The sequence below is a fragment of the Streptomyces sp. NPDC002640 genome, assembly GCF_053592575.1.
This window is the reverse complement of the sequence record NZ_JBSFVZ010000001.1, coordinates 162,914-181,512: the sequence shown is the minus strand read 5'-3', so window position 1 is coordinate 181,512 and position 18,599 is coordinate 162,914. Positions and strand designations below refer to the sequence as shown.

Below are 18,599 nucleotides of genomic sequence, written 5' to 3'. Positions count from 1 at the left end.
CCGGTGGCTTCACGTGTTGTTGTCTTCGGGCGTCTCGGGCGGGGTGCCGTCCCCACGCCGGGTCTGGTCGCCCGTCGCTCCGGATGACGTGTCCTGCTGAGCGGAGTCCGGGGAGGGTGACCGCTTCTGGTCACGCCCCGCCCGCTCGCTCTCGATGAGCTCGTTCAGCCAGCGCACTTCGCGCTCCACGGACTCCATGCCGTGGCGCTGGAGCTCAAGGGTGTAGTCGTCGAGGCGCTCCCGGGTCCGCGCGAACGAGGCGCGCATCTTCTCCAGGCGCTCCTCGAGCCGACTGCGGCGGCCTTCCAGCACGCGCATGCGCACATCGCGGGAGGTCTGCCCGAAGAAGGCGAAGCGAGCCGCGAAGGTCTCGTCCTCGTAGGAGTCGGGTCCGGTCTGCGACAGCAGCTCCTCGAACCTCTCCTTACCTTCCGCCGTCAGCCGGTAGACGATCTTGGCGCGGCGCCCGGTGAGCGGGGCGGCCAGGGCGTCCACGGGTTCGGCCGAGGGCTCCTCGATCAACCAGCCGTTTGCGACCAGCGTCTTGAGGCATGGGTAGAGGGTTCCGTAACTGAAGGCACGGAAGACGCCCAGCGACGTGTTGAGTCGTTTGCGCAGCTCATAGCCGTGCATCGGTGACTCGCGGAGCAGGCCGAGTACGGCGAACTCGAGGATCCCGGATCGCCGGCTCATCGTCGCCTCCTCTCTGCCGCGGACTGTCGCGGTGGACTTTATGTTCCCCCGATGTATCGACTCGATACATCTAGACGATAGGTCGGCTCCGAGCGGCGTACAAGGGGAGACCCGGTGACCGGCGTCACATCGCCGATTCGGGTGCAGTGCTATGCGGTGTTCGTGGGCGAGAACCCGATTTGGCGCAATTCGAAGATGCGTAGTCTGTGCGGCATGCATACCGCCGGGAACCAAGTGACGTCCGTGATACGTCCACGTCCCAGGTGTAGTACGGCTGAGCGATCGACCATCGGCCGTACGTCGGGGGGACCGGAAACCAGCCGCTGTTTCCAGGCGCGCGTCTGCGTGCCTGCCCGAGGAGTAATCGTTCGATGAGCGAGCACCGTCGCAAACCGCCACAGCCGCAGGGAGGCGGACGTGCCGCGGCCCGACGCGCCCAGTCCGGTTCGTCCTCCGGCCGCCGCGCGGCACCGCGAGGAGCCACCGGATCCCCCTCCGGCTCCTATCAGGGGCCGGAGGCGGAGGAGCGCCCGTACGGTGGTCGGGCCGAGGCCCGGCGCGCCGCGCAGAGGTCCGGAGGAGCCGGCGGCGGACGCCGCCGAGCGGCCCCCGAGGGACGGGGCGGCCGAGCCGCGTCCCGGGACCGCTTCATCGACTACCCGCGCGCCGGGAAGCACGGGGCCGCCCGCTGGGTGCCGTCCTGGCGCCTGGTCTCAGGCATGTTCGTGGGCTTCTTCGCCAGCCTGCTGCTGGTGGGCGGCATCGGTTACGCCATGGTGGAGGTGCCGGACCAGGAGCTGGCCGCGGCGACGGCCCAGAGCAACGTCTTCTACTGGGCCGACGGAACCCAGATGGCGACCACGGGTGGCAAGGCCAACCGCCAGATCGTGCCGCTGGACGACATCCCGCAGGAGCTCCAGCAGGCGGTGATCGCCGCCGAGAACGCGTCCTTCTACGAGGACAAGGGTGTCGACCCGATGGGTATCGCCCGCGCGCTCTTCAACATGGCCCAGGGCGAAGAGGTCCAGGGCGGCTCGACCATCACCCAGCAGTACGTGAAGAACACGTACCTGGACCAGAGCCAGACGCTGACCCGTAAGTTCAAGGAGCTGTTCATCTCCATAAAGGTCGGCGCGAAGCTGGAGAAGGACGAGATCCTCGCCGGCTATCTGAACACCGCCTACTACGGGCGCGACGCCTACGGTGTGCAGGCCGCGGCGCAGGCGTACTTCGGCAAGGACTCCAAGAAGCTGTCGCCTGCCGAAAGCGTCTTCCTGGCCTCGGTCCTCAAGGGGCCGAACCTCTACAACCCCGACGGTGGTGTGGGCTCCGCCGCGACTCCGAAGGCGAACGCCGAGCGCGCCGAGAAGCGCTGGAACTGGATCCTGGGACGCATGGTCGAGGTGGGCAGCCTCACCGCCGCCGAACGGAGTGAGGTCACCGACTTCCCGAAGCTCAAGAAGCAGACGTCCAAGCTCTCCGGACAGACCGGTTATCTGATCGACATCGCCAAGAGCTATGTCGCGAAGAAGGCGGACATCTCGCAGGACGAGCTGGAGAAGCGGGGCGGCTACCGGATCTACACGACGTTCGACAAGGACCGTGTGCGGGAGCTGGAGAAGGCAGTCCAGAAGTCGAGCGATGAGCTCCTCGACGAGAAGAAGCGCCCCGACACCGACACCCACGTGCAGTTCGGCGGTGCCTCCATCGACCCCGACTCCGGGGCCATCGTGGCCGTCTACGGAGGTGACGGGTACGACAAGGGTCACTACACCAACAACGCGGACACCCTGGGTGTGCCCGTCGGGTCGACCTGGAAGCCGTTCGTGCTCGCCTCCGCCATGGAGTACGGCACCATCCACACCGATGGCCAGCCCCTCTCCCCGCAGAGCCTCTACCAGGGCAACGACCTCTCGGTGATCGTCGACCAGAACGGCAAGCCCATCCCCAACGACAAGGGCGGCCCGTTCCGGCAGAAGAACGAGGGCACCGAGCAGTGGGGCATGATCACGCTCGACAAGGCCATGCAGCACTCGGTCAACGTGCCGTTCGTGCAGCTGGGCATCGACGTCGGGCTGGACAACACCCGCAAGACGGCCATGAACCTGGGCATCCTCGAGGAGAGCTTCGACTCGGGGAACATGAACAACGCCTCGTTCTCCCTGGGCACCTCGACCCCCAGCGCGATCCGGATGGCGGACGCCTACGCTGGCTTCGCCTCCTCCGGCAAGCACTACGAGCCGTTCTCGGTGACCAAGGTCGTCGACACCAAGACCGGCAAGGAACTGCCGAACTTCGACAAGCCGGAGAAGAAGAAGGGCCTCGACCCCGCGGTCGCGGACAACGTGACCAAGGTCCTCGAGAACGTCGTCCAGAACGGTACGGCCAAGGCGCTGGCGGACCTGCCCTTCCCGAACGCCGGCAAGACCGGTACCACCGACGAGAACAAGTCCGCCTGGTACGTGGGGTACACCTCGGAGCTCTCCACCGCCGTGGCGATGTTCCGGACCAACCCCAAGGACAAGGAACTGCTCTCCATGAAGATGGTGGGTGGCCTGTCCTCCATCCACGGTGGTGACATCCCCGCCGACGTGTGGAAGGAGTACATGTCGGTGGCCATGCAGGACAAGGACTACAACCCGCAGCCCTTCCCGGACCCGGCGCCCCTGGGCACCGTGTACAACCCGTCGCCGAGCCCGGAGCCGACCCCCTCGGAGACCGAGACCGAGGAGGAGGAGAAGGAGGACGACAAGCCGACGCCGAGTGCGCCGCCCCAGCCGTCGACCACCTGCCGCCCCTTCGACTTCGGGTGTGAAGAGGACGGTGGCACCACCGACGGGCAGACCACCGACGGTGGGACCCTCGCCGAGACGGACGGCGGAGGTATGAACGGCGAAACCGACAACGGTGGTACCACCGATGGCAGTGACTCCGGCACCGTGAGCGAAGGCACCGTCTTCGGCAATACCAACAGCGGCGGCAGTAACGGCAGAGGCGGATCCACCGGTTAGCTCCGGATTCGGCCGTCACGTCCGTTTCACGTGAAACATGGGCCGCCGCACCTTCGAGTGCGGCGGCCCTCGCCCTTTCCCGGCGTCGGTACGGCAGGATGTGCGCCATGCCCAGCGCTGAGACGACGCACGAGAGCATCCCCGAGCCCGGGACCGGCGCCACCGTGGCGCGGGAGGCGGAGGAGCCCGTGGCCCCCACCCGCGAGGACCCGGTGTCCGCCTCCGGCAGCGAGTTCCTAGGGGGTCCCCTGGGACGGCACGCCCTGACCGGCGGCTCCTGGTGGTCGCCCACGCGTGTGGTGGTGCTGCTGGCGATGGTCCTCTTCGCCCTGGGGCTGATCCAGAAGGCACCTTGCTACAACGGGGCCTGGTTCTTCGGCGCCGGCGCGCAGTACACCCACGCCTGCTACTCGGACATTCCGCACCTGTACCACGCACGGGGATTCGCCCAGGATCTGGTGCCGTACTTCGACCGGCTGCCCGATCAGATGGAGTTCCTCGAATACCCGGTGCTCACCGGCGTGTTCATGGAGGTGGCCTCCTGGCTGACCCCCGACGGAGGCAGCTACCAGGACCAGAGCCAGAACTACTGGATGGTCAACGCCGGCATGCTGATGGTCTGCGCCGCGGTGATCGCGGTGTGCGCCGCCCGCACCCACGCGCGGCGTCCCTGGGACGGCCTGCTGGTCGCCCTGGCCCCGGCCTTCGCGCTGACCGCCACCATCAACTGGGACCTGCTGGCGGTGGCCCTGACGGCCGCGGCGATGCTGATGTGGGCGCGGTCCCGCCCGCTGGCCTTCGGTGTCCTGCTGGGCCTGGCCACGGCCGCCAAGCTCTACCCGGTCTTCCTGCTGGTGCCCCTGCTCGCCCTCTGCTGGAGGGCCGGGCGCGTGCGGGAGTACGCGACCGCCGTGGCGGGCGCGGCGGGCGCCTGGCTGGTGGTGAACCTGCCGGTGATGCTCTTCGCCTTCGAGGGCTGGTCGAAGTTCTACCGCTTCAGCCAGGAGCGCTCGGTCGACTACGGCTCCTTCTGGCTGCTCCTGAACCAGCGCCTGGATATGGGGCTCACCCCGGAAACGGTGAATCCGCTCGCCCTGGTCCTCACCGTCGCCGCGCTGGCCGGCGGCATGGCACTCGCCCTGGCCGCGCCCCGGCGGCCGCGCTTCGCCCAGCTGGCCTTCCTCGCGGTGGCGGCGTTCATCCTCACCAACAAGGTCTACTCGCCGCAGTACGTCCTCTGGCTGGTGCCCCTGGCCGCCCTGGCGCGCCCGCGCTGGCGCGACTTCCTGATCTGGCAGGCCTGCGAGGTCATGTACTTCCTGGGCATCTGGATGCACCTCGCGTACACCAGCGGCGGCGACAAGGCCAAGGGGCTGCCGCCGGAGGGGTACCACTTCGCGATCCTCGTCCACCTGCTGGGAACGCTCTACCTGTGCTTCGTGGTCGTCCGGGACATCCTCCGCCCGGAGGACGACGTGGTGCGGCGCACGGGCCAGGACGACCCGTCGGGCGGCGTCCTCGACGGGGCGGACGACGTCTTCGTCCTGCGCCGCGCGTCCCACGGCCAGGACACGGACGGGGCCGAAGCCGAGGCCGGTGACGGGGCGGACGAGGATCCCGGCGACGACGACAACCCCTGGAAGTACCGCGGCGGCCCCCTCCGCAAGGAGGAGACCGCCGGGAACGGGAACGCCTAGGAGCGGCGCCGGGCGCGGCAACGCCTGGAACGGCTCAGTTGTCGACGAGCCGGTCGAACTGCGTGGTGGTGTGCCGCAGGTGGGCGACCAGCTCGTCGCCCACCTTGGGCTCGGGGGCGTCCGCCGGGACGAACAGGATGGACACCTGCATGTGCGGGGGTTCGGCGAACCACCGCTGCTTGCCGCCCCAGACGAACGGCGACAGGTTGCGGTTGACGGTGGCCAGACCCGCCCGGGCGACGCCCTTGGCGCGCGGCATCACGCCGTGGAGCGCCTTGGGGGCCTCCAGGCCGACGCCGTGCGAGGTGCCGCCGGCGACCACGACCAGGTACCCGTCCGAGGCGACCTTCTGCTGGCGGTAGCCGAACCGGTCGCCCTTGGAGACCCGGGTGACGTCGAGGACGGCGCCGCGGTACTCGGTCGCCTCGTGGTCGCCGAGCCACAGCCGGGTGCCGATCCGGGCGCGGAAGCGGGTCTGCGGGAACTGCTGCTGCAGACGGGCCAGTTCGTCGGCCTTGAGGTGGCTGACGAACATGGTGTGCAGCGGCAGGCGGGCGGCCCGGAGACGGTCCATCCACCCGATGACCTCCTCGACGGCGTCCGAGCCGTCGGTGCGGTCCAGGGGGAGGTGGAGCGCGAAGCCCTCCAGGCGGACGTTCTCTATGGCAGCGTGCAGCTGCGCGAGTTCCGCCTCGCTGACGCCGTGGCGCTTCATCGAGGACATCACCTCGATGACCACCCGCGCCCCCACCAGGCCGTAGACCCCGTCCACCGACGAGACGGAGCGGATGACACGGTCGGGCAGCGGCACCGGCTCCTCGCCGCGCCGGAACGGCGTCAGGACCAGCAGGTCCCCGCCGAACCAGTCCTTGAGCCTGGCGGCCTCGTAGGTGGTGCCGGTGGCGAGGATGTCGGAGCCGAGCCGGGTCGCCTCCTCGGCCAGACGCTCGTGACCGAAGCCGTAACCGTTCCCCTTGCAGACGGGGACGAGGCCGGGGAACGAATCCTGCACGTGCTTGTGGTGTGCCCGCCAGCGCGCGGTGTCGACGTAGAGCGTGAGCGCCATGGCCGGTCCGGACCCTTTCTCGTGGCTTCGGATGGGAGGTGCTTCGGTTGGGAGGTGTGGAATGCCGAGGCCGCCCGGTGGCGGCCTCAGCTGACTATGGAAGCAAACACCGGGACGGTCAGCGGCGCGACATGTAGATGTCGAGGGCCTTGTGGAGCAGCTTGTTGAGCGGGAAGTCCCACTCGCCCAGGTACTCCGCGGCCTGCCCGCCGGTACCGACCTTGAACTGGATCAGTCCGAAGAGGTGGTCCGACTCGTCCAGCGAGTCGGAGATGCCACGCAGGTCGTAGACGGTGGCGCCCAGGGCGTAGGCGTCCCGGAGCATCCGCCACTGCATGGCGTTGGAGGGGCGGAACTCACGGCCGATGTTGTCGGAGGCGCCGTAGGAGTACCAGACGTGCCCGCCGACGATCAGCATGGTCGCCGCGGAGAGGTTCACCCCGTCCTTGCGGGCGAAGTACAGCCGCATGCGGTTCGGGTCCTCGGCGTTGAGCGCCGTCCACATGCGCTGGAAGTAGGAGAGCGGGCGGGGCCGGAAGTGGTCGCGGACCGCGGTGATCTCGTAGAGCCGCTGCCACTCCTCCAGGTCCTGGTAGCCGCCCTGCACGACCTCGACGCCGGCCTTCTCGGCCTTCTTGATGTTGCGGCGCCACAGCTGGTTGAAGTTCTTGTGGACGTCCTCCAGCGAACGGTTCTCCAGCGGAACCTGGAAGACGTACCGCGGCTGGACGTCGCCGAAGCCGGCGCCGCCGTCCTCGCCCTGCTGCCAGCCCATGCGGCGCAGCTTGTCGGCGACCTCGAAGGCCCGCGGCTCGATGAAGTCCGGCTCGATGTCCCGCAGCCGCTTCACGTCGGTGTCCTGGATGCCCTTCTTGATGGAAGGGGCGTCCCAGCGGCGGATGATCACCGGCGGGCCCATCTTCACCGAGAAGGCGCCCTGGGCCTTGAGGTGCGCCAGCATCGGCTCGAGCCAGTCGGTCAGGTTGGGCGCGAACCAGTTGATGACCGGGCCCTCGGGCAGGTAGGCCAGGTAACGCTTGATCTTGGGGAGCTGCCGGTAGAGGACCAGGCCCGCGCCGACCAGTTCACCGGTGCGGTCGTCGAACCACCCGAGGCTCTCCGCACGCCATTCGGCCTTCACGTCGGCCCACGCCGGTACCTGCATGTGGCTGGCCGAGGGCAGGCTCTGGATGTAGGCCAGATGCTGTTCTCGGCTGATCGTCCTCAGGGTCAGGCTCATGTTCGGGGCGCTCCTCGGGCTGGCGTGTCCCCACATGTAGGGGCTCCGGCTCTCGCGCCGAAGCCTACTGTGCCTGCCGAACGTACTGACGGACACGTAGGGAGTCCGCCCCGGTCCGTGACCGGCGGAGCCGGAACGGACCGGGGCGGACGGGACATGCGGGGAAAGGGCGGGAGCGCCCTCCTGGACCGGCCGGTCTAGGAGAAGACCCCACCGAAGAGACCTCCGTGGGACATGCCCAGGAAGAACCCCAGCGCACAGGCGCCGAGCCCGACGATCAGACCGAACCGTTCCCGGGTGGTCGCCGAGATGAACTGGCCGAAGGCGCCGGTGACGATGCCGATCAGACCGGCCCACGACGTGATCAGGTGCAGGTGGTGGAAACCGGCCGTCACCAGGGCCAGCACGCCGAGCACCATGGTCACCCCGAGCAGGGTGTTCACCTTCCGGTGGGGCTGATGATCGGTCGCGAAGAGGGACCCGTGGATGTCGGGCCGAGGCTGCGAACGCGTTGTCTGTGCCATGAGCACCTCCCGACGGAAGCGGCGCATCCTAGTCGGCGAGTACCCGATATGGGATGGATTGACGCTGTTCGCGCACGGATTTCAACCGGAAGCCGGTGTGCGGGTAGTCTGTACCGTCTGCACCGGTGTCTGCCCACGTCACGACGGCGACCAGCCCGACTGTCGGTGGGTCCCGATACCGTTGCTCACGCACCACCACGCATACAACCCTCCTGCCACGGATCGACCGTGGCCGCTGAGTCCAAAGGAGGTGGGTTCCACATGCGTCACTACGAGGTGATGGTCATCCTCGACCCCGATCTGGAGGAGCGCGCTGTCGCCCCCCTGATCGAGAACTTCCTCTCCGTCGTCCGTGAGGGCAACGGCAAGGTCGAGAAGGTCGACACCTGGGGCCGTCGTCGTCTCTCGTACGAGATCAAGAAGAAGCCCGAGGGCATCTACTCGGTCATCGACCTGCAGGCCGAGCCTGCGGTCGTCAAGGAGCTCGACCGCCAGATGAACCTGAACGAGTCGGTCCTCCGGACCAAGGTCCTCCGTCCCGAGATGCACTGAGCCTGTCGGCTCGGTCGATCCCGGGAATCGAGTAGCACCACCAGCCAGCAGCAAACCCGCTGAGAGGTTCCCCCATGGCAGGCGAGACCGTCATCACGGTCGTCGGCAATCTCGTCGACGACCCCGAGCTGCGCTTCACCGCGTCCGGTGCGCCGGTCGCGAACTTCCGCGTCGCGTCCACCCCCCGCACCTTCGACCGGCAGACCAATGAGTGGAAGGACGGCGAAAGCCTGTTCCTGAGCTGCTCGGTCTGGCGGCAGATGGCGGAGAACGTCGCGGAGTCCCTGACCAAGGGCATGCGCGTCGTCGTTCAGGGCCGGCTCAAGCAGCGGTCCTACGACGACAACCAGGGCGTCAGGCGGACGGTCTACGAGCTGGACGTCGAGGAAGTCGGCCCCAGCCTGCGGAGCGCCACGGCGAAGGTCACCAAGACCTCCGGCGGCGGTGCCCGTGGCGGCCAGGGCGGTTACGGCGGCGGTGGCGGCCAGGGTGGCGGCGGCTGGGGCGGTGGCCCCGGCGGCGGTCAGCAGGGCGGCGGCTCGCAGCAGCCCGACCCGTGGGCCAGTGGCGGGGCTCCCGCCGGTGGCCAGGGTGGTGGCGGCGGCTGGGGCGGCGGCTCCGGCGGCGGCGGTGGCTACTCGGACGAGCCCCCCTTCTAGGGCGGGGTCGTCACCCACACTTCTTGATCACACAGGAGAATCACCATGGCGAAGCCGCCTGTGCGCAAGCCGAAGAAGAAGGTCTGCGCGTTCTGCAAGGACAAGGTCCAGTACGTGGACTACAAGGACACGAACATGCTGCGGAAGTTCATTTCCGACCGCGGCAAGATCCGTGCCCGCCGCGTGACCGGCAACTGCACGCAGCACCAGCGTGACGTCGCCACGGCCGTGAAGAACAGCCGTGAGATGGCGCTGCTGCCCTACACGTCCACCGCGCGATAAGGGAAGGGTGACCGAAAAATGAAGATCATCCTCACCCACGAGGTCTCCGGCCTCGGCGCCGCCGGCGACGTCGTCGACGTCAAGGACGGCTACGCTCGCAACTACCTGATCCCGCGGAACTTCGCGATCCGCTGGACCAAGGGTGGCGAGAAGGACGTGGCGCAGATCCGCCGCGCCCGCAAGATCCACGAGATCCAGACCATCGAGCAGGCCAACGCCATCAAGGCGCAGCTCGAGGGCACCAAGGTCCGTCTGGCCGTTCGCTCCGGCGACGCCGGTCGTCTCTTCGGTTCCGTTACCCCCGCCGACGTCGCGTCCGCGATCAAGGCGTCCGGTGGCCCCGAGGTCGACAAGCGCCGCATCGAGCTGGGCGCGCCGATCAAGACCCTGGGCGCCCACGAGACCTCGGTGCGTCTGCACCCCGAGGTTTCTGCCAAGGTCAGCGTCGAGGTCGTCGCTGCCTGAGCTCCGGCTCGGGTCTGAGCTTCGGCTCAGCGACTTCTGAGAAGGGCCGCATCCGATGGATGCGGCCCTTCTTGCTGCCCGTCGGCGGCGTGTTTCACGTGAAACGAGCCGCAGCACGGCTCAGCGGATGGCGCCGGTGACGATCCACCGTCCGGACCGGGCCCGCCACCACAGCGTCACCAGCCGCACCGCCATCATCAAGGTCATCGCACCCCAGAGGGCCGTGAGGCCGCCGCCCGCCGCGGGGACCAGTAGCGCGACCGGGGCGAAGACGGCCAGCGTGATCAGCATCGCCCACGCCAGGTAGGGGCCGTCTCCGGCACCCATCAGGACGCCGTCGAGCACGAAGACAACTCCACAGAGCGGCTGCGACAGCGCGATGACGATCAGTGCCGGGAGTGCGGCGTCCTTCACGGTGGCGTCACCGGTGAAGAGTGGCAGGAGCAGCGGTCGGGCCAGCACCACCAGGAGGCCCAGGGCTATACCCACGGCGATCCCCCACTCCACCATGCGGCGGCAGGCTTCCCGCGCCCCCTTTTCGTCGCCGGCTCCCAGATACCGTCCGATGATCGCCTGGCCGGCGATGGCGATGGCGTCCAGGGCGAAGGCCAGCAGGCTCCAGAGCGAGAGCACGATTTGGTGGGCGGCCACGTCCGCGTCGCCCAGGCGGGCGGCGACGGCGGTGGCGATCATCAGGATCGCCCGCAGGGAGAGGGTGCGGACCAGGAGCGGGACGCCGGCCTGGGCGGACGCCCGGATGCCGGCGGCGTCGGGCCGCAGGGAGGCGCCGTGCCGCCGGGCACCGCGGACGACCACCACCAGGTAGACGGCCGCCATGCCGCACTGGGCGATGACCGTTCCCCAGGCCGACCCCGCGATCCCCCAGCCGAACCCGTAGACCAGGAGCACATTGAGAACTCCGTTGGCGACGAAGCCGGCGACGGCTACACGGAGGGGGGTCTTGGTGTCCTGCAGTCCTCGGAGCACTCCGGTCGCCGCCAGAACGATCAGCATCGCGGGGATGCCGAGCGAGGAGATGCGCAGGTAGGTGACCGCATAGGGAGCCGCGGTCTCGGAGGCCCCGAACAGGTCGATCAAGGCAGGAGCGGTGGGCAGCACGACGGCGATGACGGCGCTTCCCAGGAGGATCGCCAGCCAGATGCCGTCCATGCCCTGGCGGATGGCGGCACCGAGATCACCGGCGCCGACCCGCCGGGCCACCGCGGCGGTGGTCGCGTAGGCGAGGAAGACGAAGACGCTGACCGCGGTGGTGAGGAGGGCCGAGGCCACACCGAGCCCAGCCAGTTGAGCGGTCCCCAGATGTCCGACGATCGCGCTGTCCGCGAGGATGAACAAGGGCTCGGCGACCAGGGCGCCGAAGGCCGGAACGGCCAGCGCGATGATCTCGCGGTCGTGTCGGCGGCGGCCTGCCCGGCCGGTCGCGGAAGCCTGTGTCATAAGCACCAATCTAATCTTCCACAGGTAAGAGGTGCAACGCCGATTGAGCTCTTACTTCTGGCGGGTCGGCGTGTGTTCTCGCACAGCGTTCCGGTAGTTCTTGGCCGGGCGGCCGATTTTTTTCTTCTGCACAACCCGTGGGCGGCGTCGCCGCAGGTCAGCGAGGTGGCGGTGAAGCGGCTGCGGGCTTGTTCACAGCCCTGTCCACCGACTCGTGCACAGGATTCCGGGGGTTGTCCACAGCATACGGGCGGTCTTCCACATGGCCTGTGGATAACCAGATTGGCTGCAGGTGCCCACGGGCTTAGCGTGGTGCGGTGCCCGCCCCCTCCACCGTGCGCAAATGCACCGCGAAACGGGAGCTCGGAGGGGTGCGGGAAGCTCGATCTGTCAGAGCTGTGCCGTAGAACGGAGAGGCACGGCGAGGTCCGCGCGGCGGACGGGAGGAGGGTCGCTCGGTGAGCATTTCCGAGCCCTTGGACGACCCCTGGGCCGAGAGCGGTCCCAGTGATCGTCTCCCCGCGTCGCGCCGTCGTGAGGACATGGGCCCGGGTCGCTCCGGCGGCCGCGGCGACCGTTCGGGAGACGGCAGGTGGGGCGATCAGGAGGTCTCCCCCTTCGAGCGTGTCCCGCCCCAGGACCTCGACGCCGAGCAGTCCGTGCTCGGCGGCATGCTCCTCTCCAAGGACGCCATCGCCGACGTGGTCGAGGTGCTCAAGGGCCACGACTTCTACAAGCCCGCGCACGAACTGATCTACCAGGCGATCCTCGACGTCTACGCCAAGGGCGAGCCGGCCGACCCGATCACCATCGCCGCGGAGCTCACCAAGCGCGGCGAGATCAACAAGGTGGGCGGCGCCGCCTACCTGCACACCCTGGTCCAGACGGTCCCCACCGCGGCCAACGCCGAGTACTACGCCCAGATCGTCCACGAACGGGCCGTGCTGCGGCGTCTGGTGGAGGCCGGCACCCGGATCACCCAGATGGGATACGCGGCGGACGACGACGTCGACGAGATCGTCAACCGCGCCCAGGCCGAGATCTACGCCGTCACCGAGCAGCGCACCAGCGAGGACTACCTGCCGCTCGGCGACATCATGGAGGGCGCCCTCGACGAGATCGAGGCCATCGGCTCCCGCAGCGGCGAGATGACCGGCGTCCCCACCGGTTTCACCGACTTCGACGCCCTGACCAACGGGCTCCACCCCGGTCAGATGATCGTCATCGCTGCCCGTCCGGCCATGGGTAAGTCGACCCTGGCGCTGGACTTCGCGCGGGCGGCGTCGATCAAGCACCAGCTGCCCAGCGTGATCTTCTCCCTGGAGATGGGCCGCAACGAGATCGCCATGCGCCTGCTCTCCGCGGAGGCCCGGGTGGCGCTGCACCACATGCGCTCCGGGACCATGACGGACGACGACTGGACCCGGCTCGCGCGCCGGATGCCGGACGTCTCGGCGGCGCCGCTCTACATCGACGACTCGCCGAACCTGTCGATGATGGAGATCCGGGCCAAGTGCCGTCGGCTCAAGCAGCGCAACGACATCAAGCTGGTCGTCATCGACTACCTCCAGCTCATGCAGTCCGGTGGCTCCAAGCGCGCCGAGAACCGCCAGCAGGAGGTCTCGGACATGTCCCGTAACCTCAAGCTGCTGGCCAAGGAGCTGGAGATCCCGGTGATCGCGCTCTCCCAGCTGAACCGAGGCCCCGAGCAGCGCACCGACAAGAAGCCGATGGTCTCCGACCTGCGTGAGTCCGGTTCCATCGAGCAGGACGCCGACATGGTGATCCTGCTGCACCGCGAGGACGCCTACGAGAAGGAGTCCCCGCGCGCGGGTGAGGCGGACCTGATCGTCGCCAAGCACCGTAACGGCCCGACGGCCACCATCACCGTGGCCTTCCAGGGCCACTACTCGCGCTTCGTGGACATGGCCCAGAGCTGACCCCGGCGTGCCCGCCTGCCTGCAGCGGGGCACGCCTGACCCCCGCGTGCCCGCCTGACCCCGGCGGGCTCCGCCGGGGTCAGGCCGGAAGCACGACCGCCCTGACGGAGCCCCGCCGCGGCCTAGAAGAAGTGCAGGCAGTGCGCCGGACGTTCGGCGCGGAAGAGCGCGTCGGCGAGAGCCGCGGCGTCCGGCCGGTGTGCCTGGACATGCCCGGCGCGCACCAGCGTGCTCGGCGTGGTGCCACCGAGGTACACCGAGCCGAGATCGCTCACGTCCAGGGTCAGATCGGGCTCCCGGTCCGTCGGCACGCACTCGGCCTTGCCGTCGCGGACGGTCAGCAGGTACCGGTTCCGCTCGCCGAGGAACGGGTCGTCGACGTCGAGCACCAGCTCGCCGTCCGTGAACCAGCCCCTGCGGGTCAGGGCGCGGGGGACGTCCACCAGACGCACCCAGAGCCAGTCCGTGGCGTCGCTCACCTCACCGGCGCGGAAGTCGGCGAGCTGCCACCGCAGCGGGTGCTCCGGCGGGAAGTGCTTGAAGACGACCTGCTTGACCAGGTCGTGGCCGAGGAGGAAGCGGGCCAGCGCCGTGAAGACCGTGTCGTCGACGGCGATCGTCTCGTCGACCGTCAGCGTGCTGTCCCGGTCGCGCACATAACTGGCGTATCCGTCCGGGACGCCGTCGGCGTCCCGGTGGACGGCGACGTAGCGCGGTTCGGTGGAGATCGGGGCGTGCCCCGCTCCGCGGCTCCACAAGTGGTGCGGCCGGGACAGGGCGCCGGGCTGGGCACGGCGGTACCGGTCGTAGATCTCCTCGAGGAGGTCGGTGCACTCCGAACGGCGCAGCACCTCGACCGAGCCGCTCGCCGCGGCCTCGGCCGCGCCGTGTGCCCGGAAGGGCGCGAAGTCGTCCCGGCGTCGCCGGACGGTCAGCCGCTGCGTGTACGTCGCCGGCCCGTAGCCGAACCTGCGGTAGATCAGGGCCTCGGACGCCAGGAGCACCGAGAGCACCTCACCGCGCTCCCGGAAGTCCTGGAGCTGGCGCCGCATCAGGGCGCTGAGCACGCCCTGGCGCCGGTGGGTGGGCAGGACGCCCACCGCGGTCACTCCCGGCGCGGGGACCACGGCGCCCCCGGGCAGCGTGAGTTCGAAGGAGTAGGCGCCGGCGGTGCCGATCGGCCGCCCGTCGTCCGCCAGCGCGAACAGGCCACGGTCCATCTCGTACCCGGCCCACCAGCCCTCGCTGCCCTCGGGCGGGGTGTCCCGGAAGCTCCCGAACGCGCAATGGAGCGTGTCGAGGAAGACCTCGAAGTCCTGGTCGGTCGTGGAACGGATCTCCATCGCTGGCGCTGCCTCCCCGGCTCACGGCGCCACGACTCCGTGGCGTCCCGCCCCAGTGCAGTCCGCGGCACCGGCGCGGTCAAACGAATTTCCGCGCGACCCGGAATCCGGTTCGCTCCGCCCGGACCGGGTCTGGTGCACTGACCCCATGACGACACCTCAGGAAGAGAACGTCCTCCTCCCCGCCACCCGGCGGGCGCTCCTGCATCGGATCGCGGTGGGCCAGGCCGACGGCCGGGCACCCTCGCTCACCGCGGCGGTCGTCCGGGGCGGAGAGCTCGTCTGGAGCGGGTCGCGTACCTCGGTGGACGGGCACGCGCCCGACGGAGACGTCCAGTACCGGATCGGTTCGATCACCAAGACCTTCGTCGCCGTCCTGGTGCTGCGGCTGCGGGACGAGGGCCGGCTCTCTCTCGAGGACCCCCTGGACAAGCACCTGCCCGGCACCTCGGCGGGACGGGCCACCATCGCCCAGCTGCTCGCCCACAGCGCGGGGCTGGCGGCCGAGACACCCGGGCCGTGGTGGGAGCGGACGCCGGGAGCGCTGCGGCCCGAGCTCACCGACGTCCTGGGGGAGAACCCCGTGCTGCATCCGGGCGGACGCCGGTTCCACTACTCCAACCCCGGCTTCGCGCTGCTCGGCGCGCTGGTGGAGGAAGTGCGCCAGGAGCCGTGGGACCAGGTGCTGCGCCGGGAGGTCCTGGAGCCGCTCGGACTGCACCGCACCGGCACGGACCCGGTCGCCCCGGCCGCGGGAGGCTGGGCGGTCCATCCGTGGGCCGACGTGCTGCTGCCCGAGCAGGTGGAGGATCTCGGCCGGATGGCCCCCGCCGGGCAGCTGTGGTCCACCACGGCCGACCTGGCCCGCTTCGCCGCCTTCCTGATGCGCGGCGACGACCGGGTGCTGAGCGCCGACTCGGTCGCCGAGATGCGGGCCCCGGCGGCGCCCCCGGAGCCCGGCGACCTGGCGGCCGGGTCGGGCTACGGGCTGGGGCTGCAGATCCAGCACTGGGGCCCGCGGCGACTGGTCGGCCACTCCGGCTCGGTCCCCGGCTTCCTCGCCAACCTGGCCATCGGCGTGGAGGACGACGTGGCCGCCGTGGTCCTGGCGAACTGCACCTCCAGCGCGCCCTTCTGGAGCGTGGGCCCGGATCTGGTGCGCATCGTGGCCGAGGCCGAGCCGCGCATCCCCGAGCCGTGGCGTCCTCTTCCGGAGGTCGATCAGGCGGTGCTGGCGTTGACCGGGCCCTGGTACTGGGGCACCCAGGCCTATGTGCTGCGCCTGCTCCCCGACGGCGGGATCTCCCTGGACCCGATGGGCGCCTCCGGCCGCCGGTCCCGCTTCCGGGCCGCCGACGACGGCACCTGGACCGGCCTGGAGGGCTACTACGCCGGGGAGACCCTGCGTGCCGTCCGCCGCCCGGACGGCACGGTGAGCCACCTCGACCTCGGTTCCTTCTTCTTCACCCGCACCCCCTACGACCCCACCGCGCCCGTGCCGGGCGGCGTCGACGAGGGCGGCTGGCGGGGGCTGCCGCAGTGATGCGGGGCGGGTTCAGAGCTGGAGCTTGAAGCCGATGTGCGAGGCGGTGAAGCCGAGACGCTCGTAGAACCGGCGGGCGTCGGTCCGGGTGGCGTCGGAGGTCAGCTGCACCAGCCGGCACCCCTGCCGCCCGGACTCCTCGACGGCCCACCGGACGAGACGGGAGCCGAGGCCGCCGCCCCGCTCGTCGGAGTGCACCCGGACGCCCTCGATGACCGAGCGGGTGGTGCCACGGCGGGACAGACCCGGGATCACGGTCAGCTGCAGCGTGCCGACGACCTTCCCGGACCGCTCGGCCACCATCAGGTGCTGGTTCGGGTCCTCCGCCAGCCGTCGGTAGGCCTCCAGGTAGGGGGCCAGGTCGTCCGGCGTCTCACGGTCGGCACCCAGGGGGTCGTCGGCGTACATCGCGACGAGAGCGGGCACGTCCTCGGCGGTGGCGCGGCGTATCAGAAGATCGTCCATGGGGGCACCCTAGGGCGCGGCGCCGCCCGCCACGCGACGGTCAGACGAGGTCCGACGCGTGGAGCGCGCGGACGCCTTCGATGTTGCCGTCCAGGTAGTGCCGCAGGGAGAGCGGCACCAGATGGACGCCGGCGATCCCGACCCGGGTGAACGGCACCCGGACGATCTCGTACTCACCCGACGGTTCCTCGACCTCGGGGCCGTGGCGCAGCGAGGGGTCCATGGACTCCAGCCGGCAGACGAAGAAGTGCTGCACCTTCACACCGGTCGAGGCCTCGTCCGGGCCGATGTGCTCCACGGTGTCCACGAAGCAGGGGATGACGCCGGTGATCTTGGCGCCCAGTTCTTCGTGCACCTCGCGGTGGAGCGCGTCCACGACGGTGGCGTCCTCGGGCTCCACACCGCCGCCGGGGGTGACCCAGTAGGGATCGACGCCGGGCTTGGTGCGCTTGATCAGGATCAGGTCGTCGCCGTCCAGGAGGACGGCGCGGGCAGTGCGCTTGACCACGGGGCGGACGGTCATGGGGGGAATCTGGCCCGTGATGTTCCACGTGAAACATCGGCCCCGGCCATTCACCGTGCCGCGCGCGGCCCCGGCCGTGCTCCCGTGCACGGCGCGGGTCAGGGCCAGACGGTTGACCCCCGCGGGTCAGGGCCAGGCGGGTGCCCCGCGCGGGTCAGGCCCAGGAGGCCGCGGCCCGTTGGAGCCGCTCATGGGCGCGGCCGATGTGCGGGAGGGCGAGGGTGCCGGTGCGTACCACCAGGAAGTAGGTCCGCAGCGGGGGCACGTCGGGCTCGTACAGGGCCACCAGCGAGCCCCGTTCCAGCGCGGAGGCGCAGAGGTAGCGCGGCAGGACGGCGATCCCGGCGCCGTGGAGGGCGCAGGTGAGCACCGCCCGCAGGTCCGGGACCACCACCGCGCCCGAGGTCACGGCGGGCCGCGCGCCGAAGACGGAGGACCAGTACCGGGACACGAAGGGGAGCGACTCGTGCACCTCTAGCACGGGCAGCGGATCCAGCCGGGTCCGGAGTTCGTCCGGGCGGTCCGGTGCGCCCGTGCGGCCGGTGGGATCGGTGGGATCGGCGGGGGCGCCGACGGGCAGCCCTGCCGAGGCCGCCACGGCGGGGGCGGCGACCAGGACGTGCTCCTCGTCGCAGAGCGGGGTGGAGCTCAGCAGCGAGCCGCGCGGGCGGGCCGTCGCGACGGCCAGGTCGCAGTGCCCGGCGGCCAGGCCGTCGAGGTTCTCCTGGTCGTTGCCGAAGGAGGCGCGTAGGGAGAGGGGCCGGCCCTTCTCGGCGGCCAGGGTGGCGAGGGCGGGAAGGGCTCGCTCCGCCAGGAACTCGGGGGGCCCGGAGAGGTGGAGGGTGCCGGGTCCGCCGGCCTCGAGGCCGGTTTCGGCGATCTCCACCAGTGCGTCGAGGTGGGGTGCGGCCTTGTGGGCCAGTTCGTCGCCGACGGTGGTGGGGACGACGCCGCGGGCCTGTCTCAGGAAGAGCGGACGGCCGAGCTGCCGTTCCAGGGTGCGGATCTGGGAGGTCACGGCCGGCTGGGAGAGGCCGAGCAGTGCGGCGGCGCGCGTGAAGGATCCGGCCCGGTACACCGCCACGAAGGTGCGGAGCAAGGCCAGGTCCATGGGGCGCCCCCTCGGCTGCCGGGGCGG

17 protein-coding genes are annotated in these 18,599 nt (G+C 70.0%); 8 read left to right on the top strand and 9 right to left on the bottom strand.

Annotated features, from left to right (window positions below; all coding sequences use genetic code 11):
* Window positions 1–9: 9 nt before the first annotated feature.
* A complete protein-coding gene (locus tag ACWD3O_RS00830) occupies window positions 10–693 on the bottom strand; it encodes a PadR family transcriptional regulator (protein ID WP_356132584.1) in 684 nt (227 codons plus the stop codon).
* Window positions 694–1,064: 371 nt separating this feature from the next.
* Between ACWD3O_RS00830 and ACWD3O_RS00825 the strand changes: the two genes are divergently transcribed.
* Window positions 1,065–3,704 (top strand): transglycosylase domain-containing protein, encoded by a 2,640-nt coding sequence (locus ACWD3O_RS00825; RefSeq protein WP_451411505.1) that lies wholly within the window; start codon window positions 1,065–1,067, stop codon window positions 3,702–3,704.
* A 98-nt stretch (window positions 3,705–3,802) separates the two neighbouring features.
* Entirely contained in the window at window positions 3,803–5,401 is a 1,599-nt protein-coding gene (locus ACWD3O_RS00820; protein WP_451414424.1) for a glycosyltransferase family 87 protein, read from the top strand.
* Window positions 5,402–5,435: 34 nt separating this feature from the next.
* On the opposite strand, the gene ACWD3O_RS00815 is transcribed toward ACWD3O_RS00820, so the two are convergent.
* The 3 genes from ACWD3O_RS00815 to ACWD3O_RS00805 all read right to left on the bottom strand — a co-directional run bounded on the left by ACWD3O_RS00815 (window position 5,436) and on the right by ACWD3O_RS00805 (window position 8,231).
* Window positions 5,436–6,467 carry an alanine racemase gene (locus tag ACWD3O_RS00815; RefSeq protein ID WP_451411503.1) on the bottom strand — a complete coding sequence of 344 codons (1,032 nt, stop codon included), beginning with the start codon at window positions 6,465–6,467 and terminating at the stop codon, window positions 5,436–5,438.
* A 118-nt stretch (window positions 6,468–6,585) separates the two neighbouring features.
* Window positions 6,586–7,707 (bottom strand): peptidoglycan bridge formation glycyltransferase FemX, encoded by a 1,122-nt coding sequence (femX, locus tag ACWD3O_RS00810; RefSeq protein ID WP_356132576.1) that lies wholly within the window; start codon window positions 7,705–7,707, stop codon window positions 6,586–6,588.
* A 197-nt stretch (window positions 7,708–7,904) separates the two neighbouring features.
* Entirely contained in the window at window positions 7,905–8,231 is a 327-nt protein-coding gene (locus ACWD3O_RS00805; RefSeq protein ID WP_451411502.1) for a hypothetical protein, read from the bottom strand.
* 261 nt (window positions 8,232–8,492) lie between these two features.
* On the opposite strand from ACWD3O_RS00805, the gene rpsF reads away from it, so the two are divergent.
* The 4 genes from rpsF to rplI all read left to right on the top strand — a co-directional run bounded on the left by rpsF (window position 8,493) and on the right by rplI (window position 10,189).
* Window positions 8,493–8,783: a 30S ribosomal protein S6 gene (gene rpsF / locus ACWD3O_RS00800; RefSeq protein WP_086797674.1), complete on the top strand. Its 291-nt coding sequence runs from the start codon at window positions 8,493–8,495 to the stop codon at window positions 8,781–8,783.
* A 74-nt stretch (window positions 8,784–8,857) separates the two neighbouring features.
* Window positions 8,858–9,442, top strand: a complete 585-nt coding sequence (locus tag ACWD3O_RS00795; RefSeq protein WP_451411501.1) for a single-stranded DNA-binding protein — start codon at window positions 8,858–8,860, stop codon at window positions 9,440–9,442.
* A gap of 45 nt (window positions 9,443–9,487) precedes the next feature.
* Window positions 9,488–9,724, top strand: a complete 237-nt coding sequence (rpsR, locus tag ACWD3O_RS00790; protein ID WP_006381652.1) for a 30S ribosomal protein S18 — start codon at window positions 9,488–9,490, stop codon at window positions 9,722–9,724.
* 18 nt (window positions 9,725–9,742) lie between these two features.
* Window positions 9,743–10,189 carry a 50S ribosomal protein L9 gene (rplI, locus tag ACWD3O_RS00785; RefSeq protein WP_356132570.1) on the top strand — a complete coding sequence of 149 codons (447 nt, stop codon included), beginning with the start codon at window positions 9,743–9,745 and terminating at the stop codon, window positions 10,187–10,189.
* Between the two features lie 120 nt (window positions 10,190–10,309).
* Here rplI and ACWD3O_RS00780 read toward each other — a convergent pair whose 3' ends face one another.
* Complete coding sequence (locus tag ACWD3O_RS00780; protein ID WP_451411500.1) at window positions 10,310–11,647, bottom strand: MATE family efflux transporter; 1,338 nt, start codon at window positions 11,645–11,647, stop codon at window positions 10,310–10,312.
* Between the two features lie 458 nt (window positions 11,648–12,105).
* Between ACWD3O_RS00780 and dnaB the strand changes: the two genes are divergently transcribed.
* Entirely contained in the window at window positions 12,106–13,587 is a 1,482-nt protein-coding gene (gene dnaB / locus ACWD3O_RS00775) for a replicative DNA helicase (RefSeq protein ID WP_451411499.1), read from the top strand.
* 122 nt (window positions 13,588–13,709) lie between these two features.
* On the opposite strand, the gene ACWD3O_RS00770 is transcribed toward dnaB, so the two are convergent.
* Window positions 13,710–14,930, bottom strand: a complete 1,221-nt coding sequence (locus ACWD3O_RS00770; protein ID WP_451411498.1) for a GNAT family N-acetyltransferase — start codon at window positions 14,928–14,930, stop codon at window positions 13,710–13,712.
* A 148-nt stretch (window positions 14,931–15,078) separates the two neighbouring features.
* Here ACWD3O_RS00770 and ACWD3O_RS00765 point away from each other — a divergent pair, with 148 nt between their 5' ends.
* Entirely contained in the window at window positions 15,079–16,473 is a 1,395-nt protein-coding gene (locus ACWD3O_RS00765) for a serine hydrolase domain-containing protein (protein WP_451411497.1), read from the top strand.
* Between the two features lie 12 nt (window positions 16,474–16,485).
* Here ACWD3O_RS00765 and ACWD3O_RS00760 read toward each other — a convergent pair whose 3' ends face one another.
* The 3 genes from ACWD3O_RS00760 to ACWD3O_RS00750 all read right to left on the bottom strand — a co-directional run bounded on the left by ACWD3O_RS00760 (window position 16,486) and on the right by ACWD3O_RS00750 (window position 18,572).
* Window positions 16,486–16,938 carry an N-acetyltransferase family protein gene (locus tag ACWD3O_RS00760; protein WP_451411496.1) on the bottom strand — a complete coding sequence of 151 codons (453 nt, stop codon included), beginning with the start codon at window positions 16,936–16,938 and terminating at the stop codon, window positions 16,486–16,488.
* 40 nt (window positions 16,939–16,978) lie between these two features.
* Entirely contained in the window at window positions 16,979–17,461 is a 483-nt protein-coding gene (locus tag ACWD3O_RS00755) for an NUDIX domain-containing protein (RefSeq protein WP_451411495.1), read from the bottom strand.
* Window positions 17,462–17,615: 154 nt separating this feature from the next.
* On the bottom strand, window positions 17,616–18,572 hold the full coding sequence (locus ACWD3O_RS00750; protein WP_451411494.1) for a LysR family transcriptional regulator: 957 nt from the start codon (window positions 18,570–18,572) through the stop codon (window positions 17,616–17,618).
* Window positions 18,573–18,599: the final 27 nt, after the last annotated feature.